The 26,473-nt window shown below is 39.3% G+C and carries 25 protein-coding genes, 1 tRNA gene and 2 pseudogenes; 10 read left to right on the forward strand and 18 right to left on the reverse strand.

Annotation, left to right across the window (positions count from 1 at the left end):
- Nucleotides 1-18 precede the first annotated feature (18 nt).
- The 4 genes from ACFIK3_RS03010 to ACFIK3_RS03025 are packed head-to-tail and all read right to left on the reverse strand — an operon-like array spanning nt 19 to nt 3,815.
- Complete coding sequence (locus ACFIK3_RS03010; protein ID WP_375676233.1) at nt 19-765, reverse strand: type IV secretion system protein; 747 nt, start codon at nt 763-765, stop codon at nt 19-21.
- On the reverse strand, nt 762-3,122 hold the full coding sequence (locus ACFIK3_RS03015) for a VirB4 family type IV secretion/conjugal transfer ATPase (protein ID WP_375676234.1): 2,361 nt from the start codon (nt 3,120-3,122) through the stop codon (nt 762-764). The genes ACFIK3_RS03010 and ACFIK3_RS03015 overlap by 4 nt, the downstream gene beginning before the upstream one ends.
- Nucleotides 3,122-3,445: a type IV secretion system protein VirB3 gene (locus ACFIK3_RS03020; RefSeq protein ID WP_375628050.1), complete on the reverse strand. Its 324-nt coding sequence runs from the start codon at nt 3,443-3,445 to the stop codon at nt 3,122-3,124. Before ACFIK3_RS03020 ends, ACFIK3_RS03015 begins: the two co-directional genes overlap by 1 nt.
- 22 nt (nt 3,446-3,467) lie before the next feature.
- Nucleotides 3,468-3,815, reverse strand: a complete 348-nt coding sequence (locus ACFIK3_RS03025) for a TrbC/VirB2 family protein (protein WP_375657485.1) — start codon at nt 3,813-3,815, stop codon at nt 3,468-3,470.
- A 158-nt stretch (nt 3,816-3,973) separates the two neighbouring features.
- Here ACFIK3_RS03025 and ACFIK3_RS03030 point away from each other — a divergent pair, with 158 nt between their 5' ends.
- The gene (locus ACFIK3_RS03030) at nt 3,974-4,717 is read left to right on the forward strand and encodes a nuclease (RefSeq protein ID WP_375630954.1); all 744 of its coding nucleotides are present in this window, start codon (nt 3,974-3,976) and stop codon (nt 4,715-4,717) included.
- Nucleotides 4,718-5,299: 582 nt separating this feature from the next.
- On the opposite strand, the gene ACFIK3_RS03035 is transcribed toward ACFIK3_RS03030, so the two are convergent.
- Nucleotides 5,300-5,743 (reverse strand): hypothetical protein, encoded by a 444-nt coding sequence (locus tag ACFIK3_RS03035; protein ID WP_375676235.1) that lies wholly within the window; start codon nt 5,741-5,743, stop codon nt 5,300-5,302.
- A gap of 3 nt (nt 5,744-5,746) precedes the next feature.
- Entirely contained in the window at nt 5,747-6,085 is a 339-nt protein-coding gene (locus ACFIK3_RS03040; protein ID WP_375659878.1) for a YqjD family protein, read from the reverse strand.
- 997 nt (nt 6,086-7,082) lie between these two features.
- Here ACFIK3_RS03040 and ACFIK3_RS03045 point away from each other — a divergent pair.
- The 3 genes from ACFIK3_RS03045 (at nt 7,083) to ACFIK3_RS03055 (ending at nt 9,460) form a co-directional block, all read left to right on the forward strand.
- A complete protein-coding gene (locus ACFIK3_RS03045; RefSeq protein ID WP_375630956.1) occupies nt 7,083-7,985 on the forward strand; it encodes a MotA/TolQ/ExbB proton channel family protein in 903 nt (300 codons plus the stop codon).
- On the forward strand, nt 7,982-8,563 hold the full coding sequence (locus ACFIK3_RS03050) for a biopolymer transporter ExbD (RefSeq protein WP_375630957.1): 582 nt from the start codon (nt 7,982-7,984) through the stop codon (nt 8,561-8,563). Before ACFIK3_RS03045 ends, ACFIK3_RS03050 begins: the two co-directional genes overlap by 4 nt.
- A 774-nt stretch (nt 8,564-9,337) precedes the next feature.
- Entirely contained in the window at nt 9,338-9,460 is a 123-nt protein-coding gene (locus tag ACFIK3_RS03055; RefSeq protein ID WP_375654362.1) for a hypothetical protein, read from the forward strand.
- Between the two features lie 218 nt (nt 9,461-9,678).
- Here ACFIK3_RS03055 and ACFIK3_RS03060 read toward each other — a convergent pair.
- The 3 genes and pseudogenes from ACFIK3_RS03060 to ACFIK3_RS03070 all read right to left on the reverse strand — a co-directional run bounded on the left by ACFIK3_RS03060 (nt 9,679) and on the right by ACFIK3_RS03070 (nt 11,870).
- Nucleotides 9,679-10,173: pseudogene (locus ACFIK3_RS03060) on the reverse strand (hypothetical protein).
- Between the two features lie 97 nt (nt 10,174-10,270).
- Entirely contained in the window at nt 10,271-10,801 is a 531-nt protein-coding gene (dut, locus tag ACFIK3_RS03065; protein ID WP_375676236.1) for a dUTP diphosphatase, read from the reverse strand.
- 259 nt (nt 10,802-11,060) lie between these two features.
- Complete coding sequence (locus tag ACFIK3_RS03070; protein ID WP_273790916.1) at nt 11,061-11,870, reverse strand: VIT1/CCC1 transporter family protein; 810 nt, start codon at nt 11,868-11,870, stop codon at nt 11,061-11,063.
- Between the two features lie 1,070 nt (nt 11,871-12,940).
- Here ACFIK3_RS03070 and ACFIK3_RS03075 point away from each other — a divergent pair.
- The 3 genes from ACFIK3_RS03075 (at nt 12,941) to ACFIK3_RS03085 (ending at nt 15,133) form a co-directional block, all read left to right on the forward strand.
- On the forward strand, nt 12,941-13,579 hold the full coding sequence (locus tag ACFIK3_RS03075; RefSeq protein ID WP_375676237.1) for a hypothetical protein: 639 nt from the start codon (nt 12,941-12,943) through the stop codon (nt 13,577-13,579).
- Between the two features lie 291 nt (nt 13,580-13,870).
- A complete protein-coding gene (locus tag ACFIK3_RS03080) occupies nt 13,871-14,083 on the forward strand; it encodes a hypothetical protein (RefSeq protein ID WP_375676238.1) in 213 nt (70 codons plus the stop codon).
- A gap of 843 nt (nt 14,084-14,926) precedes the next feature.
- A complete protein-coding gene (locus tag ACFIK3_RS03085; protein WP_375630961.1) occupies nt 14,927-15,133 on the forward strand; it encodes a hypothetical protein in 207 nt (68 codons plus the stop codon).
- Between the two features lie 42 nt (nt 15,134-15,175).
- On the opposite strand, the gene ACFIK3_RS03090 is transcribed toward ACFIK3_RS03085, so the two are convergent.
- From ACFIK3_RS03090 to ACFIK3_RS03100, 3 genes are all read right to left on the reverse strand, one after another.
- Entirely contained in the window at nt 15,176-15,700 is a 525-nt protein-coding gene (locus ACFIK3_RS03090) for a type II toxin-antitoxin system PemK/MazF family toxin (protein WP_273790913.1), read from the reverse strand.
- 296 nt (nt 15,701-15,996) lie between these two features.
- A complete protein-coding gene (locus ACFIK3_RS03095) occupies nt 15,997-16,569 on the reverse strand; it encodes a disulfide bond formation protein B (protein ID WP_273790912.1) in 573 nt (190 codons plus the stop codon).
- 12 nt (nt 16,570-16,581) lie between these two features.
- Entirely contained in the window at nt 16,582-17,187 is a 606-nt protein-coding gene (locus tag ACFIK3_RS03100; RefSeq protein WP_273790911.1) for a YqaA family protein, read from the reverse strand.
- Nucleotides 17,188-17,409: 222 nt separating this feature from the next.
- Between ACFIK3_RS03100 and ACFIK3_RS03105 the strand changes: the two genes are divergently transcribed.
- Nucleotides 17,410-17,494: transfer RNA gene (locus ACFIK3_RS03105), tRNA-Leu, on the forward strand.
- 272 nt (nt 17,495-17,766) lie between these two features.
- Here the strand turns inward: ACFIK3_RS03105 and ACFIK3_RS03110 are convergent.
- From ACFIK3_RS03110 to fumC (ACFIK3_RS03135), 6 genes and pseudogenes are all read right to left on the reverse strand, one after another.
- Nucleotides 17,767-18,801 (reverse strand): hypothetical protein, encoded by a 1,035-nt coding sequence (locus ACFIK3_RS03110; RefSeq protein ID WP_375676239.1) that lies wholly within the window; start codon nt 18,799-18,801, stop codon nt 17,767-17,769.
- 816 nt (nt 18,802-19,617) lie between these two features.
- On the reverse strand, nt 19,618-20,505 hold the full coding sequence (locus tag ACFIK3_RS03115) for an outer membrane protein (protein ID WP_375660629.1): 888 nt from the start codon (nt 20,503-20,505) through the stop codon (nt 19,618-19,620).
- Between the two features lie 645 nt (nt 20,506-21,150).
- Nucleotides 21,151-21,366 (reverse strand): annotated as a pseudogene (gene fumC / locus ACFIK3_RS03120) (class II fumarate hydratase); the annotation flags it as partial.
- Between the two features lie 504 nt (nt 21,367-21,870).
- The gene (locus ACFIK3_RS03125) at nt 21,871-22,005 is read right to left on the reverse strand and encodes a hypothetical protein (protein ID WP_375663167.1); all 135 of its coding nucleotides are present in this window, start codon (nt 22,003-22,005) and stop codon (nt 21,871-21,873) included.
- Nucleotides 22,006-22,296: 291 nt separating this feature from the next.
- Complete coding sequence (locus ACFIK3_RS03130; protein ID WP_375663417.1) at nt 22,297-22,518, reverse strand: hypothetical protein; 222 nt, start codon at nt 22,516-22,518, stop codon at nt 22,297-22,299.
- 133 nt (nt 22,519-22,651) lie between these two features.
- Entirely contained in the window at nt 22,652-24,040 is a 1,389-nt protein-coding gene (gene fumC, locus ACFIK3_RS03135) for a class II fumarate hydratase (protein WP_375630964.1), read from the reverse strand.
- Nucleotides 24,041-24,267: 227 nt separating this feature from the next.
- On the opposite strand from fumC (ACFIK3_RS03135), the gene groES reads away from it, so the two are divergent.
- Together groES and groL are read left to right on the forward strand one after the other, a co-directional pair.
- Nucleotides 24,268-24,564 carry a co-chaperone GroES gene (gene groES / locus ACFIK3_RS03140; RefSeq protein ID WP_005774667.1) on the forward strand — a complete coding sequence of 99 codons (297 nt, stop codon included), beginning with the start codon at nt 24,268-24,270 and terminating at the stop codon, nt 24,562-24,564.
- 58 nt (nt 24,565-24,622) lie between these two features.
- On the forward strand, nt 24,623-26,266 hold the full coding sequence (groL, locus tag ACFIK3_RS03145; protein ID WP_273790908.1) for a chaperonin GroEL: 1,644 nt from the start codon (nt 24,623-24,625) through the stop codon (nt 26,264-26,266).
- The last annotated feature ends 207 nt before the right edge of the window (nt 26,267-26,473 follow it).

Below are 26,473 nucleotides of genomic sequence, written 5' to 3' on the forward strand. Positions count from 1 at the left end.
CAAATCCCTCTTTTTCGTTTATTGACCACGGAGTTTTTTGGCAAAATCTTTATATCGTGCTGTAAATTCTTCGTAGCCACGTTGTTCTGCCGCTTTTTCTTCTGCTTGTTGAATCATCATGGCGGCTTGCATTTGAAGGACTTGTGTTTGGAGTTTTGCTTGTATCGCTTCTAGTTGTGCTTGAATGCCTTGAATTTTACCCGCATCTTCAGTACTTCCAAGTTCGTCAAGAAGCTTGGTAATGTTTTTTTGTGTTTCACTGGCTTCTTCGTAGACGTCTTGTCCTTTTGCTGCTTGTCCTACTACGCGCTGTTCGGCTTTTTTTACTTCCTGTGCGTAAAAAGCATCCACGGCCTCTTTTGATCCAGCACCCCCTGAGGGCTCTTTGTATTTAAGTTCTTCTTGCCATTTTTGCGTGTTTTTGCTGCCACCACCGCCGCCACCGCCGCTGCCCATCGATTGTTGAAAGTGGTTAAAGTCTGAAGGAAGGGCGCCACTGCTCCCTTGCTTGTTAAACATCTCTTTCAATCCCGAAATGTCAGGCTTGACATTTAGGGAGTTATATAATTGTTTCGCTTGATCGAGTTGGCTCTTTAATTGCTCAAGCTGTTGTTTGCCTTGTTGAATTTGTTCTTTCAATTTGTCAAGTTGCTTTCCCCCTTGCATAAAAGATTTTAAATCGAATGTAGGCATTTGTGCAAAGGCATTTGTTTGAAAGCCAAATGAAGCTGCATAGACGGCTGTTGCCAATAAAAGTTTTTTCATTGCTTTGACCTTTCTTGAAAAATAGGAAGCCATTTTTCTGGAGATTGTCCAACTTCATCCATAATGGTCTCTAGGAGTTCAATATTCTTGGTGGTGCCACTTAAAATGGCTATTTCATCATCAAAGCCGCGTAAATTTAGCTCTGCTACAACTGAACTTTGTCCTTGTTTGATGAGAAAACGCCGTGACTCACGGCTTAATTCTGATTGTATCAGGTTAAATTCTCTGTCCGATAATTTAAAACCTTCTACATAATCCCCATGATTGCCCTTTTGATTGGGAAAATAAATCTGTGTTGGACATTGCTCTATAATGGTGTGGGCAATGGTCGAATTGATCGCATCTTTGGGAGATTGCGTTGCAAACAACATCAAACCATTTTGTTTACGGATAGTTTTCAGCCTGTCTTGCGCAAAGGCTTTAAAGGAATCATCCTCTAAGGCTTTCCAGAACTCATCAATGACAATGATAATACGACGCCCATCAATCAGAGACAAAATCCTATGAAAAAGATACATCATTAATGGGGGACGAATTTCATTATTATCTAAAAAATCCGTCATGTCATAACCAATAAATTTTGCATCAATGCCAATGTCGTCATCAGGATTGTCAAAAACCCACCCTAAGGCATTGCCTTTACACCATCTTTCTAAACGACCCGCTATCCCCTCCCTGTGCGTGGTGTCAAAAAACATTTGTAAGGCGGATATTGTCCGTTGTTCTTTTGGCAACAAGGCAAGCTGCTCAACAGCAGCAGAAATATCTTGTCTTTCTGATTCACTGATCTTTTGATCTTCAGACGAAACAAGCTTTATAATCCATTGGCGTAAAAAAACTCTATCTGCTGGATTGTTATAGTCTAAGCCTTTTAGCGGTGCTATGCCTGTCGGTCTACCATTCTTCAAGGGCATATAAGTGCCGCCACCCGCTCTGACAAAAAGTTCTGCGCCCCGATCTTTGTCAAAAAAGACCATATTGGGATCATGCTTTTGAAGTTGTGCTAAAAGAAAATTGACAATAACCGTTTTCCCAGAACCAGAGGGACCACAAACAAACGTATTGCCTAAATCACCAAAGTGAAAGTTAAAATAAAACGGTGAACCAGCAGAGGTCTTCATCAAGGCTACCGCTGGTCCCCATACATTGCCATCTATTTTCCCAACCGGAAAAGAATGAAAAGGAGAAAGCGCTGCATAATTGCGGCTTGTTATTGCACCAGAGCGGGTGCGATAAGCATAATTGCCAGGCAATTGTGCCCACCAAGCCGCCGCTAACCCTAAATCTTCCCGCGCAATGACAGCCCCACCATCTGTAAGACGAGAACGCGCTTTGGCAAGATTATCCGCTAACTCTTGCGGCGTATCAGCAAAAACTGCCAATGATAAATGATGCTCCCCTAAAACAAAACGATTGGATTCAAGATCATCAAGCGCATCATCCAGTTCCATAATTTGTGAACCTGCTCGATCTCCTGCATTGACCATTTGGTTTTGTTTGCGCCCCATAATTTGCTTGGCAGCATTTTTGCTCTTGAAAATAAAAGATTGGGTGAAAATAAACTCAAAGGGAAGGGTGAGCAAACCATCCGCCATGCCTACCCTGGTTTTTGCTGGATATTCTTTCCAACCAAACATGCCCGCAAACCGCTGTTCCGCCTCATAACGTATTTCTATGATCTCTTTCCCAAAAATGAGACGGTCTGAATAAACAGTCGAAGCTATCGTTCCCCATGTGAGAGGGATACGTTCACGACGACCTCCCACCAATTGGTGGATAAACTCACTTTGCTGCGAATAAATATTACCTTCATGTTCATAAAGACTCAGTCTTTTTGCACCATAACGCTCTAAATTTTGAATAAGATCTGTGGTAATATCTTCAAGCTTGCGAATGGACTCTGCATCAACTTCTGTCTTTTCTTGCTTGGCTTTGCCTAAACGTTTGAAAAACTCCACTAATTTATCCGTTTGATCAACGTGTGGATTCCACAAAATAGAAAGATAAAGATCATTGCGATAAAGCTCCTGTGAAATCATCCGGTCGCGATATTTATCATCTAATTGCTTGGCAAATGCCGATCTGAAAGTCCCATCCGGATAAATCGTTTCACGCTTTCTGATAATATGGCTATAAAGCGCTATCCGTTCATCCGCTATGTTTTTAAACAGATTATTGAGCTGTTCGTGAAGCACATTCAGATCAATAATATCCGCTGTCTCAAAGTTAATGCCTTCAAGTTTAATAACGCTCATGAGAGCGCGTGAATCCAGCGCAATGATGTGTTTATTGACATGGCGCACATAAGGAATGATCGCCTCTGGCTGCTTTTCACGTTTGCGCTCTGTTCTATTCATTATAATTCCTCATAATTACGAATTAATCGTAATGGAGAAATACTTCCCCCACCCCATAGACTCGAATTTCTGGCAAAAATAGATGTCTTTTGCCATGTCAGAAGAATACGAAATTTGTTATGGTCATGCTTTAGGATTTCCTTGAATATGAAATGCAGCATCACACCAAAGGTTAGAAAAAAAATATTGCCTGCCATAATGAACAATATCATCGTTCCTATCCCATTTAATCCCATAGCTTCCACCGTCACGCCTGCAATCATTGCAGGGCGCGTGCAAGCAAGAAATAACGTATCTTCTGTTAGCTTGTCGTGCTCTTTCATGGCTTTGAAAGGCAAAGTTTAATTAGGAAAGCATTGATACGATTTGCGATGCACCCATAACAATGCCGATGCCAACACAAACGAAAAAAGCTTTACGCATTTCAACATAACCAGCAATCCATGCAAGCCCAATACCAGCAACGGCAATGGTTGCGATTGATTTTGCAATGTTTCCTGTTAAAGCTTCAATTATTTTTTTAAGCGCATCGTCAACTTTTCCGAAGTCACCTGCGGCAAATGCTGGTTCACTCAGTGCGATGAAGGCAATAAACAGCATCAATGCTGCTGTTAACCATTTCTTTTGGGTGTTGGATAGAATAGTTTTTTGTAAGGTATGTTCATTAATGAACGAATTATTCATGTTTTTCATGAAAATTCCCCCGCTTTATGTTTAAGTTGATCATAAAATTAATATTCAAAATATTAATCGGGAATCATATAAATGAAAAAATAAATTTTTCTATCGATAAATTAATAATATTTAATCTTTTATTATTTAATGAACAATAAAATACAGCAATATTCAAAATGATACTTTTAAAATATCTTCGATCAGCGCCTAAATATATTATCTTAATTTGTATTATTATTTTAGGATACTTTTATTTAAGTCAACATAATGAACAACTTACTCAAACTTCTTTTTTAAAAGGATCAGAAAAGACAATTGGAAACCCCGTTCAAAATCCGAAGTCACAATTGATAGATTATGCAAACCAACAAGACGTAAACCAACAAAATGTGGTATTGCATCCAGAACCACTCGCATCACAATTTTATGAAGAAAATGTGCCGGTCTATTCCGGTGCTATACAGGTTACAAGTGGTGTGACCTTTAAAATGATTACGCTTGTAGATGATGGATGGAGAAAAAAGATCATCCGTGATATCCGCTTATATGGTGTGGAAAGCTGTGAAATGAGGCAATTTGCCTCACGCAACGGAGTTAAGTGGCCTTGCGGTGCTTTTGTTACGGCTTGGCTTGTTTCAAAAACAATTGATAAAAAGGTTACTTGTCGGCAAGCACGTGTCGTTCAACAGGTTCATTATGCACAATGTTTTGTAGATGGGGTTGATCTGGCGCGGTTGGGGCTTGCTGAAGGGTTGATGGTGTTGACAAAAGATCAGCATCATTTTCCATCCCCAGCAGACTATAAAAACTTACAATCTGCTGCTCAAAAAGCACAAAACGGTTTATGGTCGAGCCAATTTCAACAACCAGAAGATTGGCGAAGAGATCATGGAAGCTATAATCCCATTGACCATAATTAATAAAGCGTTCTCTCAAGCGCTATTTAAAAATCAAGACAATATTCTACTGCAAATCTTATCAGAAAAAAGTTAATTATAATCCACACAGTCCTTGGTGGACAACGCTCGTTATGGAAAATTGTTGTGTTTAAAGCTCGCTTACGCATATAGGTTGCTCACTACAGCGCTATGGGAGAGCGCGTTTCCTTCCCCTAAACAAAATAGTCATTGTAACAAACATGAGTGTTCAGAAAAATCTGAACACATGCAAACTACTGATGTGACCTATGGTCATGAAAAAAGGTTTATGAAAAAATAGAGAAAGGCAGAAACGGAACATCATTTCCTTCAAAAAACAATAAATGGCTTCGAATTAAACTAGGACTTCTAATGCAAGCATTGCCTCATGTTGTTATGTTCATGAAAAATGGGTTGCAATCTGAAAGAGAGTGTAGCGGTTCTATGGAATTTTTAGCAAAATGAAGGGGATTTTTTTTCAGGCTTTTGAAGAAGCTAAAGAGACTATGAGGAAAAAAATGTGCTTTCTTTTGCTATAAAAAAAAGCACACTGAGGGGGAATTTAGAGTGACAGTTTTACATATTTTACTTTGAAAAGCGGTCTTTTTTATCTTTTTTCCACAAAAAATAAGTTGCAAGTCCGAGAATGGGAACACCCAATTTGGCAAAAGGGAGATGTTGACTGAGAGCTGCAAGACTGGAAACGGTCGCATCTGTCATGAGTTTGTGGCGTTGTTCTTCTGTCTTTTTTTGTTGGTCATAGCGTTGATAAGTTTTGAGAACGCGACTGATAATAAGACCTAATCCCGCAAGAGAAAGACAAATTAAAAACATGATACTGGCGGCAGCAAGAGGCTTCATAACAGAACATAACGCAATAAAACCGATGGTACATAAAAAAAGCAAAGATATGAAGAATGAAATGCCAATAAACCCATAGAAAATTGCTTGAAGGCGTACTTGCTTGACTGTGCTTTTAAGCCCTCCACCGACAAGATGGTTTAAAAGAGGCGCGATAAACTTATGCATTGCTTAACGACGCAGTAATTGAGAAAGAACAAAACCAACCCCTGCGGCAAACAAAACGCTTTTGCCAGGATTTTTGCGAACGCATTGATTCATGGTTTGTTCAAGATCACTGATTTTGTCTTTTGCTTGAGACATCATGTCTTCACCACTTTCTTTCGCTGAGTGATATAGTTTTTCCGCTTTGTCTTTGGCGGCGTTGAATTTGTTTGCACCAAGATCTGTTAGGGTTGAGGTAATCCCTGAAATTTCAGTGCGTAACGTTTCTAATTGTCCTTGTAGGTCTTTTTGTTGGTCTTTTTCTACGGCTGATTTATCGTGCTGTGTTGTTTTATTATGGGCCATGGTATTTTTCCCTCTTGATTCATTATATTTGTATTGGTGTGTTCATAGTGATCATTTGCATTGGAGTGAAAATTTTCACTGCTTGAGTAACGCCAAAAGCTTTTTTTGGTTCCTTTCATTTTGTCGAATTTAAAACTGTTTTTGATAAAATAAATCTTTCCTATACGATATGCTTTGTCTGTAAAGGGTCGCATCTGTTGAGAATTGTCTTATGCTTTTGCAGCAATTTAGCACCATTCTTCAGTTTCTCGTGGCGCAGTTTTTTATAAAAGTTTTTTAAAAAGCCTGTTGAGGTTTATTTTTTAGGCTTGTGACAGGTAAAAAACATCGTTGTTGCGATTTTGCGGCAGAAATAATGTCATTTTTATGCTTTTGCAGAAGAAAAAGAAAATAATATTGCGGCTCTTTGCTCTCTATGTATTTGGGGGCAACACGCGCTCCCCATGATACTTTTGGTCAGTTTAAGATATTGCGATAGTTCTTTTTTTTAACGTAAGGTATATTTTTATTTTAGGATAGGGACTTCAGTGCACGGGTTGTTAGAGATGTGCGTATCCTTTTCTTCAAGAGTTTTATGATATTTTTGCTGCTTGTTTCATGTAAGAAAATATTTTGTTGGATTTAAAAGAGCCGCTGAAATGAGAGAAATTTTGCGATATGAGAGATTTATTTAACAGGAACGATGATAAATTATTCTTATAAATTAAAATATTATATGCGATACTTCTTGTAAGTTTATCATTTTGCCTAATTTATGCAATAAATTGATTGGGTAAGATAAACTTGTTGAATTGTTAGAGAAAAATTTCTTGAGTAATTTCTTTAAAACAAGAGAGAGCTTGTGGAATAAAACTATACTTGATTTATCAAGTTTTCTTTCTTAAGAGGAATACACAAGTGACGTTAAAAGGGTAGTGGCATTTTGGAACAGTGATGCTATGCGGGGTGACGATCCAGCTCATAAATAAAGATAAGAGCACAAGAATGTGAGATAAAAATGGAATCTGAAACAGTCCCTTTAGATAAAACAGTCCCTTTAGATAATATGTCTGCTGTATTGACAGTGCATGATTTTTCTCCTCTTTCTATGTTTATGGCTGCTGATTGGGTGGTGAAAGCCGTTATCATTATTTTGTTACTTGCTTCTCTTATGTCTTGGACAATTGCTTTTGTGAAAATTGTTGAGATCACTTTGGTAAAACGAAGAGTACGTCATGAACTTCAATTGGTTCTAAATGCTCAGACTCTTACGCGTTTGGCAGCGAGCTTGAAAGAAAGCAAAGGGGCTGGTGTGTTTTTTCTCAAAGAAGTCCTTAAAGAGGTGTATCTTTCTGCACAACAGGTTCATTTTTCTGCTCCTGAAGGGATAAACGAAAGCTCTGGTGAAAAAACCAGTACAGAGGAAAGGGCACAAACGATTGAAGATATTCTCTTTTATGAGGAGAGCAATCAATATGAAGATGTTTCCCGCGATGTTCGCGATGCTAAGGCTCGCGATGTTCATGAAGGTTTAAAAGAAAGGGTTCATTCACTTTTGTCACGCTGCTTGCTGGCTGCTACACGCCGTGTTGCATGTGGAAGTGCTGTTCTTGCAACTATTGGCGCAATTGCTCCTTTTGTTGGTCTTTTTGCAACTGTTTGGGGAATTATGAATTCTTTTATTGGGATTGCTCAGTCTCAAACAACGCGACTTGATGTGGTGGCGCCTGGAATTGCTGAAGCCTTATTCGCAACGGCTGTTGGGCTTTTTGTGGCTATTCCCGCCGTTGTTATGTATAATAGCCTTATGCGTGCTTTGAGTGGTTATCGTAGTGATTTAGGTGATATCGCTGCTGCTCTTGAAAGGCTCTTGAGCCGTGAACTTGATAGACAAAGACAACAGAAAAGTCATAAAAAATGAAAGCAAGCCTTAATAATGATTGGGATATAGACGAGAGTGGGTTGCAAAGCGAAATCAATGTGACCCCTTTTATTGATGTTGTATTGGTGTTGCTTATTGTTTTTATGGTTGCAGCGCCTTTGGCAACATCTGCCATTTCCGTTCAGCTTCCTTCTATAACTCAAGCACCTTCAGTGGTTCAGTCTGATGAACCTCTTTATGTTACGTTGCAAAAAGATCGTTCTCTTTACATTGGTGATCATCTTGTAGAACAAGCAGCTTTGAGAGAAGCTTTGTTGAGGGAAACGACGCAAAATTTAGAAACAAAAATTTTAATCAAAGCGGATAGCGAAATTGATTATGGTACTGTCATCGATTTATTAAATCAAATACGTATGGCTGGATATCATAAAATCGGTCTTGTAGGATTGCAAAACTCTACCAATCTTGTCTCAAGAGGTGAGATCAATAATAAAACAACAGGGGTAGCGAACGCTGCTGTCGATGGAGCGGGCGGTAACGTTGTGGGGCATGTGGATGCCGTAACAACGAGCACTACGGGAAACGCTAATATTCCAGCCGATGTCTCTGATCAGTGATAAAAAACAGCCTTTGTTGCAGGAAGCAAAGCATATTACTCAAAGTCGTAGAGTGAAATTGATGAGGGTTCCGTGGATTTATTAAACCAAATACGCATGGGTTTGATATTATGCAGGGGATTCATATATTGAATCGGTTTTTTAGGATTAAGCACTACTCATCTTGCCGCAAGAGGTGCGATCAAGAAAACAGCAGAGGCGATTGTTGTGTGTCTTAATACATCTTAAAGCTCTTTTTGCGGCGGTGTTCATAAATGGTATAACCGTAAAGCCCCCGTAAAATAATCAAAAAATCTATCGAACTTCACTCTCTTTATGCTTAATAAAAGAGTAAGCGAGCACCATTATCGTATTTATATTTTTTTCCAAGACAGTGTTAATATACGTATTCATTGTAGGCATTTTTTCAGTTTTTATCTACATGCTAGCCACGTTTGGAATGTGAGAAACATGCTTTTGATTGATTTAATATCAATAGGCTTGCCATGAAACAATCTTACAGTACTGAGATCTCTCATTTAAGTTGAAAGACAATTGATTATTATTATAAATCAATATGATGTATAGATTGTCGACATTACAAGCAGTGTGTGAACGCTCAATGGTTAATGCCAATGTTTTTGTTATGGGGGAGGGGTATCTGGTGATAATGAAATTTTGTATAGCGCACGAGACGTAATTGAGAGATGATTGTTTAGAGCAGCGTTTAGTGAAAAAACTTTGAAAGCAAATGCGCATTCCCTCTGCACTTTAAAAGCGCAAAGAATTTCCAGTATGATGTATAGATTGTCGACATTACAAGCAGTGTGTGAACGCTCAATGGTTAATGCCAATGTTTTTGTTATGGGGGAGGGGTATCTGGTGTTAATGAAGTTTTGTATAGCGCACGAGACGTAATTGAGAGATGATTGTTTAGAGGTGCGTTTAGTGAAAAAACTTTGAAAGCAAATGCGCATTCCCTCTGCACTTTAAAAGCGCAAAGAATTTCCAGTGAAAGAGTGGTTGGAATAAGTATGTGTGTTATTTTGAGAGTAGCGATTTTTCAGAGCTTCTTAAGTATGTCCCGTTGAACCAAAACCTCCTGTTCCACGGCTCTCGTTATGGCTTTGGGTATTTTACTCTGGTTCAATGGCGCAAACATTAACTTGCGGTACAGGCGCGATGACTGTTTGGGCAATGCGCATGCCCCGTTGGATTGAAAAGTCTTCTTGTCCTAAATTGATAAGAAGGAGTTTGACTTCACTTCCGGATAGTCACACTCAATCGTTCTTAGAGTGTTGAGGCATGTGATGCCCGTGTTTTAAGGCTAAGCCAGAGCGTGGACGGATGCGTGCTTCAAACCCAAGAGATAAATGAAAAATGAGACCTGTTGGAATAAGTGCCCGCTGCCCAGGGGCAAGAACAAGCGTTTCTTCTTTACCAATTTGCTGCTTGTAAATCCAAGACCCGCAGAACCAGCCGTTGCGTAGTGAGGAAGCTTTCTTGTCCCAAGTGCAAGATGCTGAACGGATAAAGTCTGGGCATGTGAAGATTGAGAAGAGACAGGAGAAGAGTAAGGATGCCCGTTTAGAGGGGCGTTTAGTGAAAAAACTTTGAAAGCAAATGCGCATTCCCTCTGCACTTTAAAAGCGCAAAGAATTTCCAGTGAAAGAGTGGTTGGAATAAGTATGTGTTATATTTTAAGGATAGCGATTTTTTCAGAGCTTCTTAAGTGTGTCCCGTTGAACCAAAACCTCCTGTTCCACGGCTCTCGTTATGGCTTTGGGTATTTTGCTCTGGTTCAATGGCGCAAACATTAACTTGAGATACGGGGGCGATGACTGTTTGGGCAATGCGCATGCCCCGTTGGATTGAAAAGTCTTCTTGTCCTAAATTGATAAGAAGGACTTTGACTTCACCACGGTAGTCACTATCAATCGTTCCTGGAGTGTTGAGGCATGTGATGCCGTGTTTTAAGGCTAAGCCAGAGCGTGGACGTATTTGTGCTTCAAGCCCACGTGATAAATGAAAAATGAGACCTGTTGGAATAAGTGCCCGCTGCCCAGGGGCAAGAACAAGCGTTTCTTCTTCTCTAATTGCTGCCCGTAGATCAAGACCCGCAGAACCTGCTGTCGCGTAGCAAGGAAGTTCTAAACCTTGTCCGTGTGCAAGACGCTGAACAAATAAAGTCTGGGCACGTGAAGATTGAGAAGAGACAGGATGGTTGTTTAGAGAGGCGTTGGTTTCAGTGTGCGACATGATCAAGGCATTTCCAAAATATGAGGTCTAGAAGAAAATGATACTTTAACAAAAGATATCTATAAAACCAAGTCGATAAAGGTGTGTGGATATAGGTTGTCCCCAGAGCTTGCTTATCATCTCTTACTAACCTAAAATATTCCACAACACCACCTAACATTATCAATGGCATTTTTCAATAATGGCATCATCAAGGATGGCTTATGCCTAGGGGCATGCGCTTATTTGAGATCTAAATTATGGTTACAGATAAGATTTTTTAGATACTACCGATAAGAATACCCGTGGCAAAAACCAGAGCTCCCCCAATGATGACCTGTAAAGAGGCGCGCCAAAAGGGAGTGGACATGAATTTGTTCTGAATCCAGACGATGGCGCCTAGTTCGAAAAAAACAATGATAAAAGCAATAATTGTCGCTACATAAAAAGAGTTGATCAAATAGGGAAGAGTATGACCTAGTCCTCCTAATGTTGTCATGATGCCGCTGGCAAGACCTCTTTTTAATGGCGAACCACGCCCTGATAATTTGCCGTCATCATGGGCTGCTTCTGTAAAACCCATTGAAAGTCCCGCACCAATTGAAGCTGAGAGCCCTATCAAAAAAGTTTGATGCGTGTCTCCCGTGGCAAAAGCTGCGGCAAAAATGGGGGCAAGGGTAGAGACAGAGCCATCCATTAATCCTGCAAGACCTGGTTGAATCCAAGTCAAAAGTGTTTGTCTTTGCGTTTTTGAAGGTTTTTTTATGGTGTGATTTGCCGCTGTTGTTTTTTGGGAGGGATGGCGGCTCTTTCCTTTCACAAGAGAAGTTTTGTCACATAATGAACCGATAGTGTTTGCACGATTATGACAAGAAAGGCACAAAAGTTGCTTATAATTTTTAAGCTCTTGAAGCCCCATAGCGGTAAAAACCGCGGCTTCCTTAGAGGAATAAGGTTCTAGAGCTTTTGCATATTTTAAATAGAGCGCCGCATGTTGCTCTTTTATTTTGAGCGCTTTAAGTATCACGTTTTGTGCTGAACGAAAGGACAGAGCTTTACGTTGTACAAATGAAAAAAACGATCTCAACATTTTCTGTTCCTCTGCACTTTAGAATAATTCTAAAACATAAGAAAAATAAACCGAAAGTCAATCTAAAAGTTAAAAACTGACAAATTACAAAAAGGTTGCACTGAGAAAAAAGGTGATGGGATGCTGAGAAAGTATAAGGAGATTCATTAAATGGAGACGACAGGGGCGCATGAAAGAAATGATTACGTGAAAAAATTTAAGAGACAATGTGCTTTATTTTGCTACAGGGGCGTTTGAATGGAGCATTCTAATGTATTGATGCTCGAGAATATAGGAAAGGAATAAGCTAGCATCATCATTCATTTGATGCGTTCAAAAGACTGTAACAGCTCTTAGAATTTGAAATGATTCTTTAAAAGAGACCTTTTTCAAGGGATAAAAGCCCATTTCGCGAGGGGACTCGTGAAGAGTATAGAAGGGTAGAGCCGCAAAATTTCCATGAAATAATATAAACTCCATTGAGTCTTCTTAATCTTTACGCTTCATAAAAGAGCAAGCTGGCATCATCATACACCTTAGCTCCCAGTGTTGCGACAGTCTTTAGCACGGTTCATTATAGGCATGGCATTTTATTGTACAGTTTTACGCCACTCATTCTGCTTGTGGAGGTGTAAGCCTGTATTCTTATGATATTTACGCGCATTTTAGCGTTGTTACAGCTTTTGCATTTAGGTGGATTTGTTAGCGTGTAACGAATTATCTTTTGTGCTGTAATTGCAGGGGCAGGTTTAAGGGTGGGAGTGCATAAATGACAGAGATATTATCATATCAAATTATTTGATCACGCATAAAAATTTACCCTTTATGAAGGGGCATTTATTGCCTTGTAACTTGCCTGATATCTTGTATGAAAGCCCAAAATTCAGTAGGATTCCTCTCATTTCAAAACTTCTTATATTGAAGCAATTCAAATCATTTTCTTGTGGATCACAAGGAGGGGTGTGGGTGTGAGGCTATTAAAAAGTGTGATAAGTTGCAGTGTGAGGGGAGTATAATCTCTGTGTAGTGAAGGAGATTGCTCTTAGCGTTTTGAAAAATATGTTAAGTTTTGTAGAAAAAGCGGGGAATATATGGAAATTGATGAAAGTTTGAAATTTTGGCGGCTTTCTGAAAAACTAACGTTATTGCAGGCAGCGTTATTGATAGCGGGCTTGAATCCAGGAAAGTGTCTGTTTTTCAACGAATTAGAACCAGTAAAAGGTGATATTTACGAAGGAAGGCGGCAAATACCGTTTGATAAAATTGCTCATTTTCGAGGAGCTTATAATGCCATCGTTCAAGCGGGAAAAAGCAATCAATTAAAGATAGAATGGTCGTATAATCCTTTTGGTGATATAGATGCAGATTCCTCATATGTTCGCGTTGATGATTTAAAAGAATGGCTTTCATTGCGTGGTCTGCGTCCTGCGTTTTTTTTTCCTGAGGATGATTCTGCTGAGACTAAGGATCAAAAATATGCGTTTCAAGATCCAACGCATCCGCGTTATGCTCCAAAGCTTGCTGCTATTGTTGCGGCATGGGAAGCGGTGAGTGAGGCTGAGGGTGGTAAAACTGTTAAAGGAACGCTCATAAAGTGGCTTAGTGACAATGCCGTTCAGTACAAGTTGGTGGATGATAATAATTTACCAAGAGAGAAGCTTATTGAGGAATTAGCGGCTGTTGCGAATTGGGAACCTACCGGAGGGGCGCCTAAGACACCTGCCAATTAATTTTATCAAAAAAAAAATAAAAAGATCACTAAAATTGTGCTGCTTTTTTTGATAATTTTGAAGGTAATCTCTTTTTCTGGGGGAGATTTTTACTTTTCTTCCCTAGATTATAAGTAATTGTTTTTCAATGAAAATAATTTTTATAGTGTTCCTCTGACTGTTCAGGCGGGGGAAAATAGACATTTTGGGGCAGTAAAATTTACCCTGTAGTTTTCGTAACTTACCTCTCTATTTTTGTTTGATTTTTTTGGGCACTTTGCAATCCATTATAAATTGAAATGAGAATGCAACATGAGAAAAATATTTTCTTTTTTTACGGTGCGTGGAAGTGCAAAAAATCCTCAAGTAAATGCACCGATAAATACACCGATATTGGAGCAGCCTGTTGCGGATGAGGTGGTGCGTAAATCGTTGAGAGTAGGTGTATTATCGTTTTGGTTAAAATTTGAACTTATCGTTGTTATAGAAAAGGTCAAAACTGAGCGCCATACGCTTTCTCCATAAAGAAATCTTGTCATCTATGAGCGAGTGAGGATTTCTCTTGAAAAATTTGCACAATAGCAAAACTCGTTAGCAAAACCCGTTTTGTGGTGTAACAAAAAGGATGTCATAAATGATTATCTCATCATAAATATGCTTTAAGAATAACCCGTGCGTGGCGAAAGTCTATGGCGTAGTCGCTATAGATTTTTGCTCCGTGTGTGATGATCAATACTCTTGTTTATCTCTTGTCAATGCAAGTGCCCATGAAAGTGATGGATGTCTATTGCTCCGTTGTGATGTTTGGTTGTTCATGTTTAGAAACGACAAGTGTATTAAATGCGATAGGGCTGATAGAAAGGAAAACGTATCCTGTAAAAATAGGTATGTCTTTAAAATAAAGCTGATAAACGAAATTATTTTTTTATCTACCTTTTATATGGTGAGAAAAAAGGCATTCAAAGTGCAAGCATAAGCAATTCAGTAGTAAATCCCAAAATAGCATAGATCATTTCTAGGAGAAGAGGGAAGAAAATCTATCTGCAAAAACTATGTTAGCTCATGTGACCGGTGAAATAATGTGGTTAGGGCAATAAACAATTGTTTTTGGTGAAGAGATAGAAATCGGTTGGGTGTTGATTTCTGGTTTATTAGAGAATTTTCTTTGTTATCTCGTCAAATACGATCGTTTGAGGTGTGGTCATATAAAGCGAAGCTTTTTTTCAATCTTGGAAAGATATTCCCATTGCGGAAAATCATATAAAGTTTAAGCAACGGCAGCACGATTTTTTGTGCAATGAAATGATAAGTATGTACAATATCTCGGTAATCTCCATGGGAAACTTTACCGGATCCAAGGTGTGGATATTGTCTTCTGCTTACCCCAAATCGCAGATATTTCAAAACAACAACGGTGGAGCAAAACAACAACGGTGGAGAATGAATGTTGGATATGTTCTAGGGAAGGTTGCAAAAAATGGCAGTTTTCAAAAAAATACCAAAAATGACGAAAGGAGCGGTTTCCCACTCCTTCGTTCCTATCTCCCCTTGCGGGGAAGCGGCCACCATTACTGATGCCGTGTATGCTGATATAGATACACTTATTTTTCCCAAAAGTCAATACTGTAAATGCGGTAAATATTTGAGCATCAGAGCTACAACTTTATGAAAATCTTCGCAGGATAACCTTGGAACGGTACGTGAGCAACTTAAACGACTTACAGAAACTGTTGTGACATAATTGCAGATAATCCACGCTTTTTTATTCTCTATAGGAGATTGTATTGGATACGCAGCGGGATTATTGGGTTGTGATTTCGTTGAAAAAGGTAAAACTGTCACATTTCCATATAATTTTGCATTCTTAGAAAGCACTAAAACAGGCCGCTTTTTCCAAAATTCAGGGAGTATCGAATCATGAGGAAAATCGCACCAAAAAACTTGTCTGATGCGTGGTGCCGATTTGATTCGTGGTTTTATATGAGGTGGTTTTTCGTAAGGCGCATTTAAATCTCTTTCTTTTATATGCTCACGCCATGCATTATGATCATGTTCCATCATAACACATGGTTCTTCAAGTTTGGTTATATCTAAGGAAATAGGTGATAGGGTAGAAGGCTCTGTGTTCTTATCTTCAGCCATAGCAGACCATTTATATTTATTGGTCCCCTCACTTATTATTTTACGGCTTTTCTATCACGAGTTTTTATCAAAATGTTGCTTATAAGTACAGAGAGGTGAAACCATAAAATGGATGTATCTGCTTATTTTTGTCTTTTGAGTACAACGCTAGAGGAGGGATGTTGGTGACTCGTTGGTGTTGGTGGGTTGGTTTGGCGGTGGGTGGTTTTGGGTGGTGATTGGTGACTGGAGGGTTGTTGCTTAGGGGGAAGTGATTGGAAAGAACGAGTGCACGCGGTTTCGTTTCTATTTTATGGTTAGAGTTTTTTATTGCTTGAAAGAATGCCTTTTGAAGTAATATAGAGGCTTATAAGGCTGAAAAATAGGCTTGAGACGACATTCCAACCGGCAAATGAAAGAAAAAGAAAGCGTGCGGATGCTTCAGAACAAGAAGGGGGATGAATGTTGTTTAATTGGCTGAGCAGCTGGTTAATGTCTGAGGTTTTTCTCACTGCGCTTAAACCACAACTGAGGGGAGCAGCCCAAAAGCCATATTCAACACCCGCATGATAAATGGCTAAAACAAGGCTGATGCACATTAAGACAAAAACACACAAAAATAAAAGTTGTACCCAAGCAGTTATGCGAAAAAAATATGCCCCAAAACCTGCTAAAAGCAAAAATGGTATGGCACCATAATAGGGGAAACGCTCTATGAGACATAAATCGCAAGGAAGATACCCTCCGAAATGTTCAAAACCAAGGGCAATACCTATTGTGGCAGACAAGCAAAAAGCAAGAAAAAAAGCCCACAAACTTTGTTCTTTTCTGCTGGGTTCAAGATGAAGGTGCTTGTGTAAAAGTGGGTGAGAAGACAAAACGCATGCCATTAAGTCTGTTCCTTATAAAAGCTTCCTGTTTAAAAAAGCTATGAAAATCCCATAAATTAAAAGGAGGCTAACACAACCAATGAGAACAATCCATTTGAAATGCTGTACTAAAAAATTCATTGCTTTTTGTCCAAAATGTTTAATCAGCCACGCGAGAAGATAAAAACGAGCGCCTCTAGAAAAAATACAAATAAGCATGAAAAGTTCAAGACGTACACTCATTACACCGGCCAAAATTGTGACAATCTTGATGGGGGGAAGATGAAAAAAACCTGATGTTATCAGTAAAATGATTAGAAATTGCAGGGTTGCACTATTTTTCAGAGATTCAAAACTTTCAACCTTACCATAAATTTCTAAAATGGGTTTGGCAAGGGTATCATAGGCAAAATGCCCGATAAACCAACCGGCAATGCCTCCTAATACAGAACAGATTGTCGCAATCAAAGCATAGCGATAAACCCGCTTTTGATGGATAAGAAGCATCGGAATATATAAAACATCTATGGGAATTGGAAAAACAGAACTTTCAATAAAGGCAATGAAACCAAGCCAGTGTGGTGCTGTACGCCGATTTGCTAAAGAAATCGTCCAAAGCTTTAATTTGTTTAATATCATGAGGCTTTTTATAAGTTTAAGAGGTAAAGACTTTACAAATGAGATTGCTATAAATCCGGTAGAGAAATCCAATAAAGAAAATATTCCATAAAATAGATAAGAAAATGATATGAATTCTTAAAAAATGAGAAGTCTTCTGTTGACGAATCTGTGCTTCTTCATATAGTGCAAAAGAATAATCGACAAGTCTGTCTTTTATAGTCCTGTCTTTTATAAAAGTGTGCGGGTGTGGTGGAACTGGTAGACGCGCCAGACTCAAAATCTGGTTCCGAGAGGAGTGTCGGTTCGAGTCCGACCACCCGCACCACTTCATAAATATTTCCCTTGATCCTGTTATGGCGCATCACTTTGGTTTATAAAACATGGGATTTATAAAACATGGGATTTATAGACCGTGTTCAATGTTTTGCATGTTGAATGAAAAACCTCGAATACCGTAGGATTCTCTCATTTCAAGTCTGCTTATAGTAAATCAACCAAAATCATGTCGCTCGTACGTTACAAGCTAGATGAGCTCTCGCGTGGAGTGAAATTTTACAAAAAATGAATAAAAATGCCTCTTATGCCGTTTCAAGGGCATCATTGGAGGTAAAGTGTATGATGGATGGTGCCAGCTTGCACTTTTATGAAGTGTAGAGATGGTGCTCTATAGATTTTATATTCTTGTAGGTGCTTTCGCAAAATGGGCTTGAGGGTTTTGAGAGATGTTTCTTTAAAACACGCATGTGAGTTGGCAACCAAAGTGTCTTGAATTTGAGTGTGTTTGGTTTGAAGCGTTGTCGTATGACATGAGGGGCGTGATCGCCAAAAAGATATGTGAGCAACAAAAGCATGAGGCAATGCGTAATCTCCACTCTTTAAAAGACAGAGTTTTAGAGGTTTTAAAAATAGTGCTTTAGAGGCTTTATAGATTTTATATTCTTGTAGGTGCTGTCGCAAAATGGGCTTGAGGGTTTTGAGAGATGTTTCTTTAAAACACGCATGTGAGTTGGCAACCAAAGTGTCTTGAATTTGAGTGTGTTTGGTTTGAAGCGTTGTCGTATGACATGAGGGGCGTGATCGCCAAAAAGATATGTGAGCAACAAAAGCATGAGGCAATGCGTAATCTCCACTCTTTAAAAGACAGAGTTTTAGAGGTTTTAAAAATAGTGCTTTAGAGGCTTTATAGATTTTATATTCTTGTAGGTGCTGTCGCAAAATGGGCTTGAGGGTTTTGAGAGCTGTTTCTTTAAAACACGCATGTGAGTTGGCAACCAAAGTGTCTTGAATTTGAGAGTGTTTGGTTTGAAGCGTTGTCGTATGACATGAGGGGCGTGATCGCCAAAAAGATATGTGAGCAACAAAAGCATGAGGCAATGCGTAATCTCCACTCTTTAAAAGACAGAGTTTTAGAGGTTTTAAAAATAGTGCTTTAGAGGCTTTATAGATTTTATATTCTTGTAGGTGCTGTCGCAAAATGGGCTTGAGGGTTTTGAGAGCTGTTTCTTTAAAACACGCATGTGAGTTGGCAACCAAAGTGTCTTGAATTTGAGAGTGTTTGGTTTGAAGCGTTGTCGTATGACATGAGGGGCGTGATCGCCAAAAAGATATGTGAGCAACAAAAGCATGAGGCAATGCGTAATCTCCACTCTTTAAAAGACAGAGTTTTAGAGGCTTAAAAGATTGTGTTTTAGAGGCTTTTGAAAGTTGTAAAGCAGAGGGAAATGGTAAGGTTGGAAATTGGTTTTTTACCTTGACAACTTCATGTTCTCTCCAAATGAAGCTGTCTCCCCGTTACAGAAATTACATAAACAGAAAACCGCAATATCCTTTCTCCACTCTGGCATACAATAGCTGTAAAATACTGTCGTTTGAAGTGTGGTAATATAGGGCATACTTCCTTGAAACGTTACAGTATTTTTTCGCTGTGTGTTGAATATTCTTCAGTGTGTTTGTCTTGCTTTAGGCTTAAGGGCATTCCATGAGGAGGAGCCCAGAGAAGCTCGCCCAAGATCCCCTTAAGAGTCCCCAAGAGTTTTTGTGCTTTTATAAACGGACATGGTGTTTAAAAATGAGTGTTTTAAAATGGGTTTTTAGAATCTTTATCCTTTAAGAGCGGGGAGGCCAAGTCAACATCATCCTATAAAACTGCAATTGATGCACAATATCCATATTTCTTTTAAAGAAATATCTCTTAAATACCGGCTCTCATTTATTTTACGATGGCGCCCAGTGGTATGGTGGTAAAGCTTTTATATATTCCCAATGCACGACATGAAAGGCTGAGAGGATAGGAGCTTGCTTTAAGAGAGGGAGAGGTTGGATTGTTTCGTGATTATTTGTTTACAGTTTAGTACTGGTTTTTAGAATCTACGTCTTTTTAGTGCAAAGGGGCATTAAAAAACCCCGTTTTTAACAGGGTTTTTTAATCGTTCAATTTTTCTACAAAACTTAGAATTTATAAGCGATACCAAAGCGAACATCATGCGTTTGAGAAGAGATTTTAAGGTTATCGTTTGCAAATTTCTTTTTAAAAAAATCTGAATAACGATATTCTGTACGCATGATGATATTATCTGTCATTGCAAGATCAAAACCACCACCAACAGTGTAACCAAACATTGTTTTTGTCTCATCTAACACATTGCCAGAAGCAAAAATTGTCGAATCTTCTTGCGATTTTGATAAAAGTGACATGATATATTGCATCTGTCTATAGGCTATACCCCCTGCAATATAAGGCATAAGACGATGGGAAGCAAAACCAATACGCGCGCGCGCGGCACCAGACCATGTTTCTTTCAATGTTACACCGCTAACAACAATGTCACCATGGTTGGGTATCGTTTCATCCTGAGCGGCAGGTTTTATGATAGGAATTCCAGCTTCTTCAAAGGCAATGTTAATGGAGTCTAATTTATCTAGAATTTTCTTTCCATTGTCTGTTTGGGTACTTTTCTTCCCAGACCAAACCATGTCCGTATCAAAACCGAAAACAAGATCTCCCAGATCAATATTAGAACCTGCATACAAACCTGCTCTCAATCCTGATAGTTTCGGTGATAAATCTCTATCAACCAAAGCCCATTTTCCGTCTCTAGCTTCTTGTGCGTAATTTAGAGTATTTTTATTGGAAAAATATCCAATTTGTCCTCCAAAATAAAAACCAGACCAAGAAAAAGGCGCAGAAACAGTAACCGGTGAAATACGTGATGATGAATCATTTTGCAATGAAACCTTCGGTTTTGATTGCTCAAAGATTACCGTATCTGCTGCTTGCGCTGTTGAAGCGGTAATGAAAGTGAAAATAGATAGTGCAATTAAACATTTTGTTTTCATAAAAACGTCCCCAATTCATTTAAAATACAAAGCGCATTATACACGAATTGGTTAAAGAAATCTATATTTAATATCATTATGAAAATTAAAATACTCAAAAACTCTATAATTATCTATATTTAAGTGTTCTTAAAACTTGTTTTCATGCTATTATCCCGCGTTTGTATTGATTTTTCAGGATTTTTTATATACGCCTCTTCAGTGTTCTCTGTGTTTTAGAAAAAAATATAATATAGTAAACAGGCTTTTTATTTGTTTAAAAAATATTATTTTATATATATTAAAATCACTTTTTGTTATTAAGTGTTAAATATATTATCCACTATGATTGATATCAAAGTGCTTAATATTCAATTGGTCGTAAAAAATGCATATTGGCACCATCATATTCTTTATCGTATTCTTTGCTTGTTTCTGATATTGCGTAGCTTTGTATGGCGATAGCCTTTTGAGCACTTAAGGGGATGAGCGACTTTATTTCTTTTTTATCTATACGCTACTTTTTCTTATGACAATCCAAGCGAATAGTTTTGATTGATTGAATGGAATACGAAGAATAAGAAGGAGCAAAGGGCGAGAATCTTAAGTTTCAAGAGGTTTCTCATGTGCCATGTAAAACGATAAACTTTCCGTTCGCTTAAAGACGGAACGTGGATGAGAGCCTAAAAACTGAATGTCGTTGGTTATTTTAAAGAGATTAGCGCGTGCATTCAGGTTTTTGTGGAAATGGGTGAGGGCGCCATAAGGGGCAAATGCCTCAAATTTCTTGCGAGCTGTCAAGGATATCCCGTCAGAGAGTGAATTGTTTCAGCAAAGGTCAAAACCTTTCAGTGCATCGAATTTTGTTCCAACAGCTGTTCCTCTATTGAGCACCTCTTTTCCGCTTCATAGAGGAGACATTTTTCAATGTTTCTAAACCTATTTCACGACGGTGGCTCGTGAATGATATAACGATAAATCTATTGAGCACCTCTTTTCCGCTTCATAGAGGAGACATTTCTCAATGTTCCTAAACCCATTTCACGACGGTGGCTCGTGAATGGTATAACGATAAATCTATTGAGCACCCATCTTCACGCTTCATAAAGGAGACATTTTTCAATGTTTCTAAACCTATTTCACGACGGTGGCTCGTGAATGATATAATGATAAATCTATTGAGCACCCATCTTCACGCTTCATAGAGGAGACATTTTTCAATGTTTCTAAATCCATTTCACGACGGTGGCTCGTGAATGATATAATGATAAATCTATTGAGCACCTCTTTTCCGCTTCATAGAGGAGACATTTTTCAATGTTTCTAAATCCATTTCACGACGGCGATTGTGAATGATATAATGATAAATCTATTGAGCACACTCTTTCACGCTTCATAGAGGAGCAAGCCGGTGCCATTACTATATTTGCCAGTTCGTGGGTGTTGTGACAGTCCTCTCCACAATGTTGTGACAGGCCCCTTTGGCCGTTGTGACAGTCCTTGGCACTTGAGGTGGTTCATTAGAGGCGTTTTTCCTTATCTTATACAATTTCTATCCATACATTCATTCCGTTTGTGATGTGCTAGTCAGTGATTTTGATTGATGCAACATGGGACAGATTTAAAATGAGAAAATCTTACGGTATTTAGGATTCTCATTCAATATGGATAACGCTAGATTATTATTATAAATCAATACATTATCTCATTGAGATAAGAGTTATCTACCCAATGTTATCAATAATGATAACATTGTAAGCGTAACTACTATGAATTCATTAATCTTTTTTACTTCGATTGAAATTATGTCTATTAATACTGATTTTTTTGAGCTAATTCTTTTTGGTTGATAGCTAATTGATTTTTAAAATCAAGACGTGAAGCTAGAATGAAAAACACCTTACGGTCATATCCATTTAAATCACTTTCTGCCAGTATAGCCATTGGGTGTTGAGCCATGACTATCCATTTCTTTCCAAAACCGTTGTGCCTTTTAAGTACAATATAAGCAACATAAGCAACAAAACCACCCATAGCATAAATGCGGACCAGAGCCTAAAATGAACGCTGTGGGTAATGGTTATCGGTCATCATCGGGGTGTTTACACCCCGATCTTTTGACAGAACGATTTGTTTTAAGACGTTTGCATCTTTTTTAGTGGGTTGTTTATTGGGGAGCAATCATCTTTTTGGGATCAACTAATCGGTCATAATCCTCTACAAAAACACCTGCTTTTAATGCTTCGGTGCGCAAAGTTGTATCATTTTTATGCGCTGCTTTGGCAATTTCAGCAGCTCTTTCATAGCCAATTTCTGGTGCTAGAGCTGTGACTAACATGAGTGAGCGCTCCATGAGCGAGTGAATATGAACGCGATTGGCCCGTAATCCTTGGATGCAATGCATATCAAAAGAACGCATGCAATCACCAAGAAGGGTAATTGATTGTAAAACGTTATAGCCAATAACAGGTTTATAAACGTTGAGTTCAAAATGTCCTTGGCTTGCGGCAAAGGTTACGCTGGTGTGATTACCAAAAACTTGGCATGCGACCATGGTTAAGGCTTCACATTGTGTGGGGTTGACTTTGCCGGGCATAATAGAAGATCCGGGTTCATTTTCAGGAAGACTGAGTTCCCCTAAACCAGAACGTGGTCCTGAGCCTAAAAACCGAATGTCATTGGCAATTTTAAACAGATCAGCAGCGAGAGCATTCAAGCTTCCGTGGAAATGCGCAAGGGCGCCATGATGGGCAAGTGCTTCAAATTTATTGCTGGCAGTTTGGAACGTTACTCCTGTGAGAGTGCTCACTGTTTGCGCAAAAGCAACGTCAAAACCTTTTGGCGCATTCAGCCCTGTGCCAACAGCCGTGCCACCTTGAGCAAGCATGTGGACATCGGTTAGAGCATTTTCAATGCGCTGACGATTGGCTTCTAATGCGGCACGATAGCCTGAAAACTCTTGCCCTAAGGTTAAAGGTGTTGCATCTTGCGTGTGGGTGCGACCGATTTTAATGATGTCTGCAAATTCTTGCTCTTTTTGTTTTAATGTCGCAATAAGAGCTTCAAGGATTGGCAATAAGTGTTGGCGTGTTTGCAACGTGGTGGCAATGTGAAGCGCCGTGGGAAAGGAATCGTTCGATGATTGGCTCATATTGACATGGTCATTGGGATGAACTGGTTTTTTGCTTCCAAGTTTTCCTCCCAAAATCTTACTAGCACGATTAGCAATGACTTCATTGACATTCATATTGCTTTGTGTGCCAGAACCTGTTTGCCAGACGGACAGTGGAAAATGCTTATCAAAATCGCCAGCAAGCACTTCATCAGCGGCGGCAATAATTGCTTTTCCAATATTTTCTGGTAGTTTTCCTTTGCCCATATTTACAATCGCTGCTGCTTTTTTGACAAGGACTAAGGCATAGATGATGGCAAGAGGCTGCTTTTCACTGCCAATATTAAAATTATGCAGAGAACGTTCAGTTTGTGCGCCCCAATAACGATCTTGACGTACCGAAATCGTTCCAAAGCTATCCGTTTCCTGACGTGTTTCAACCATGATAAGATCCTTTTTTGTTCACGGGTTCTCAAAAAAGATAGATAACGCGAAAGTGCAATAAGAGGCAAGACTTTGAAGCTTCATTTAGAGAAATTATTTTTATGGCTATTCTTGACATTGAGAGATGCCGATTTTATATCTAACACATGCTAGCACTCGTAGTTTGAGAGTGCTAGCAAGAACTTTTAAGATTAATGCAATTATGTTCAGTTTTAAGGATTTAAAACATGGCTAATATACAATTCCGCCCACTTCACGACCGTGTCGTTGTCCGTCGGGTTGAATCTGAAAATAAAACGGCTGGTGGGATTATCATCCCTGATACAGCAAAAGAAAAACCCCAAGAAGGCGAAGTGATTGCTGTTGGCAATGGCGCTCTCGATGATAACGGAAAGCGCGTGCCTTTAGAAGTCAAAACAGGAGACCGTATTTTGTTTGGAAAATGGTCTGGAACTGAAGTCAAGATTAATGGGGAAGATCTCCTCATCATGAAAGAATCTGACATTATGGGAATTATGGGCTAATTGAAGCACTTAGTTTTTCATTGTGTACTATTTTGAGAAAACTCCAAGGAGAAATTAAATGGCTGCTAAAGAAGTCAAATTTGGCCGTGAAGCGCGTGAGCGTTTGTTGCGCGGTGTCGACATCCTTGCTAATGCTGTTAAGGTGACACTCGGCCCTAAAGGTCGCAATGTGGTGATTGATAAATCATTCGGTGCACCTCGCATCACAAAAGATGGTGTATCCGTTGCAAAGGAAATCGAACTGGAAGATAAGTTCGAAAATATGGGTGCACAAATGTTGCGCGAAGTTGCTTCTAAAACCAATGATATCGCTGGTGATGGAACAACAACAGCAACTGTTTTAGGACAAGCTATTGTGCAAGAAGGTGTTAAAGCTGTTGCTGCGGGCATGAACCCAATGGATTTGAAGCGTGGGATTGATGCTGCTGTTGAAGAAGTGGTGGCAAACCTCTTCAAAAAAGCAAAAAAAATTCAAACTTCAGCAGAAATTGCACAGGTGGGAACAATTTCCGCTAATGGCGCTGCTGAAATCGGTAAAATGATCGCTGATGCTATGGAAAAAGTGGGCAATGAAGGCGTCATTACCGTGGAAGAAGCTAAAACCGCTGAAACGGAATTAGAAGTCGTTGAAGGAATGCAATTTGACCGTGGGTATCTTTCCCCTTATTTTGTCACAAATGCTGAGAAAATGGTCGCTGATCTTGATGATCCTTACATTCTCATTCACGAAAAGAAATTGTCTAATTTGCAATCTCTTCTTCCTGTGCTTGAAGCTGTTGTGCAATCTGGAAAACCACTTCTCATTATCGCTGAAGATGTGGAAGGTGAAGCTTTGGCAACGCTCGTTGTTAACAAATTACGTGGTGGTTTGAAAATTGCTGCTGTAAAAGCTCCTGGATTTGGTGACCGTCGTAAAGCAATGTTAGAAGATATCGCTATCTTGACATCTGGACAGGTTATTTCTGAAGATGTGGGCATTAAACTTGAAAATGTCACTTTGGATATGCTTGGACGTGCAAAGAAAGTGAATATTTCTAAAGAAAACACCACCATTATTGATGGTGCTGGACAAAAGAGCGAAATTACTGCTCGCGTCAATCAAATCAAGGCTCAGATTGAAGAAACAACTTCTGACTATGACCGTGAAAAATTGCAAGAAAGACTTGCTAAACTCGCTGGTGGTGTTGCTGTTATCCGTGTGGGTGGTGCAACAGAAGTTGAAGTGAAAGAAAAGAAAGACCGTGTTGATGATGCTTTGAATGCAACACGTGCTGCTGTTGAAGAAGGTATTGTTGCTGGTGGTGGTACCGCATTGTTGCGTGCAGCAAATGCGTTGACCGTTAAGGGAAGTAATCCTGACCAAGAAGCTGGTATTAGTATCGTTCGTCGTGCTCTACAAGCACCAGCGCGCCAGATTGCAAGCAATGCTGGTGAAGAAGCCGCTATTATTGTGGGCAAAGTGCTGGAAAATAATGCTGACACTTATGGTTATAATACCGCCACGGGTGAATTTGGTGATTTGATTGCTTTGGGAATTGTTGATCCTGTGAAAGTTGTGCGTTCTGCTCTTCAGAATGCGGCTTCAATTGCGAGCCTTCTGATCACAACAGAAGCAATGGTTGCTGAAGTTCCAAAGAAAGATACACCAATGCCTCCGATGCCTGCTGGCGGAATGGGTGGAATGGGCGGAATGGATTTCTAAGCTCTTTTCCATAGAAATAATAAAGAAACGGGTCTTCTGTGCCCGTTTTTTTTATGCTTTTTCATGTTTTTCAACCGGTGAATTTGGTGATTTGATTGCTTTCAAGAATTGTTGATCCTGTGAAAGTTTTTGCGTTCTGCTCTTCAGAATGCGGCTTCAATTGCGAGCCTTCTGATCACAACAGAAGCAATGGTTGCTGAAGTTCCA

It is taken from the genome of Bartonella sp. CB10SXKL (assembly GCF_042195515.1).
GTDB lineage: Bacteria > Pseudomonadota > Alphaproteobacteria > Rhizobiales > Rhizobiaceae > Bartonella.

Excerpts from the sequence above, each read along its gene's own strand:
- ACFIK3_RS03010 (WP_375676233.1), bottom strand. The coding sequence starts at position 765 with ATGAAAAAACTTTTATTGGCAACAGCCGTCTATGCAGCTTCATTTGGC.
- ACFIK3_RS03015 (WP_375676234.1), bottom strand. The coding sequence starts at position 3,122 with ATGAATAGAACAGAGCGCAAACGTGAAAAGCAGCCAGAGGCGATCATT.
- ACFIK3_RS03020 (WP_375628050.1), bottom strand. The coding sequence starts at position 3,445 with ATGAAAGAGCACGACAAGCTAACAGAAGATACGTTATTTCTTGCTTGC.
- ACFIK3_RS03025 (WP_375657485.1), bottom strand. The coding sequence starts at position 3,815 with ATGAAAAACATGAATAATTCGTTCATTAATGAACATACCTTACAAAAA.
- ACFIK3_RS03030 (WP_375630954.1), top strand. The coding sequence starts at position 3,974 with ATGATACTTTTAAAATATCTTCGATCAGCGCCTAAATATATTATCTTA.
- ACFIK3_RS03035 (WP_375676235.1), bottom strand. The coding sequence starts at position 5,743 with ATGCATAAGTTTATCGCGCCTCTTTTAAACCATCTTGTCGGTGGAGGG.
- ACFIK3_RS03040 (WP_375659878.1), bottom strand. The coding sequence starts at position 6,085 with ATGGCCCATAATAAAACAACACAGCACGATAAATCAGCCGTAGAAAAA.
- ACFIK3_RS03045 (WP_375630956.1), top strand. The coding sequence starts at position 7,083 with ATGGAATCTGAAACAGTCCCTTTAGATAAAACAGTCCCTTTAGATAAT.
- ACFIK3_RS03050 (WP_375630957.1), top strand. The coding sequence starts at position 7,982 with ATGAAAGCAAGCCTTAATAATGATTGGGATATAGACGAGAGTGGGTTG.
- ACFIK3_RS03055 (WP_375654362.1), top strand. The coding sequence starts at position 9,338 with ATGATGTATAGATTGTCGACATTACAAGCAGTGTGTGAACGCTCAATG.
- dut (WP_375676236.1), bottom strand. The coding sequence starts at position 10,801 with ATGTCGCACACTGAAACCAACGCCTCTCTAAACAACCATCCTGTCTCT.
- ACFIK3_RS03070 (WP_273790916.1), bottom strand. The coding sequence starts at position 11,870 with ATGTTGAGATCGTTTTTTTCATTTGTACAACGTAAAGCTCTGTCCTTT.
- ACFIK3_RS03075 (WP_375676237.1), top strand. The coding sequence starts at position 12,941 with ATGGAAATTGATGAAAGTTTGAAATTTTGGCGGCTTTCTGAAAAACTA.
- ACFIK3_RS03080 (WP_375676238.1), top strand. The coding sequence starts at position 13,871 with ATGAGAAAAATATTTTCTTTTTTTACGGTGCGTGGAAGTGCAAAAAAT.
- ACFIK3_RS03090 (WP_273790913.1), bottom strand. The coding sequence starts at position 15,700 with ATGGCTGAAGATAAGAACACAGAGCCTTCTACCCTATCACCTATTTCC.
- ACFIK3_RS03095 (WP_273790912.1), bottom strand. The coding sequence starts at position 16,569 with ATGGCATGCGTTTTGTCTTCTCACCCACTTTTACACAAGCACCTTCAT.
- ACFIK3_RS03100 (WP_273790911.1), bottom strand. The coding sequence starts at position 17,187 with ATGATATTAAACAAATTAAAGCTTTGGACGATTTCTTTAGCAAATCGG.
- ACFIK3_RS03115 (WP_375660629.1), bottom strand. The coding sequence starts at position 20,505 with ATGAAAACAAAATGTTTAATTGCACTATCTATTTTCACTTTCATTACC.
- ACFIK3_RS03125 (WP_375663167.1), bottom strand. The coding sequence starts at position 22,005 with ATGAACCACCTCAAGTGCCAAGGACTGTCACAACGGCCAAAGGGGCCT.
- ACFIK3_RS03130 (WP_375663417.1), bottom strand. The coding sequence starts at position 22,518 with ATGGGTGGTTTTGTTGCTTATGTTGCTTATATTGTACTTAAAAGGCAC.
- fumC (WP_375630964.1), bottom strand. The coding sequence starts at position 24,040 with ATGGTTGAAACACGTCAGGAAACGGATAGCTTTGGAACGATTTCGGTA.
- groES (WP_005774667.1), top strand. The coding sequence starts at position 24,268 with ATGGCTAATATACAATTCCGCCCACTTCACGACCGTGTCGTTGTCCGT.
- groL (WP_273790908.1), top strand. The coding sequence starts at position 24,623 with ATGGCTGCTAAAGAAGTCAAATTTGGCCGTGAAGCGCGTGAGCGTTTG.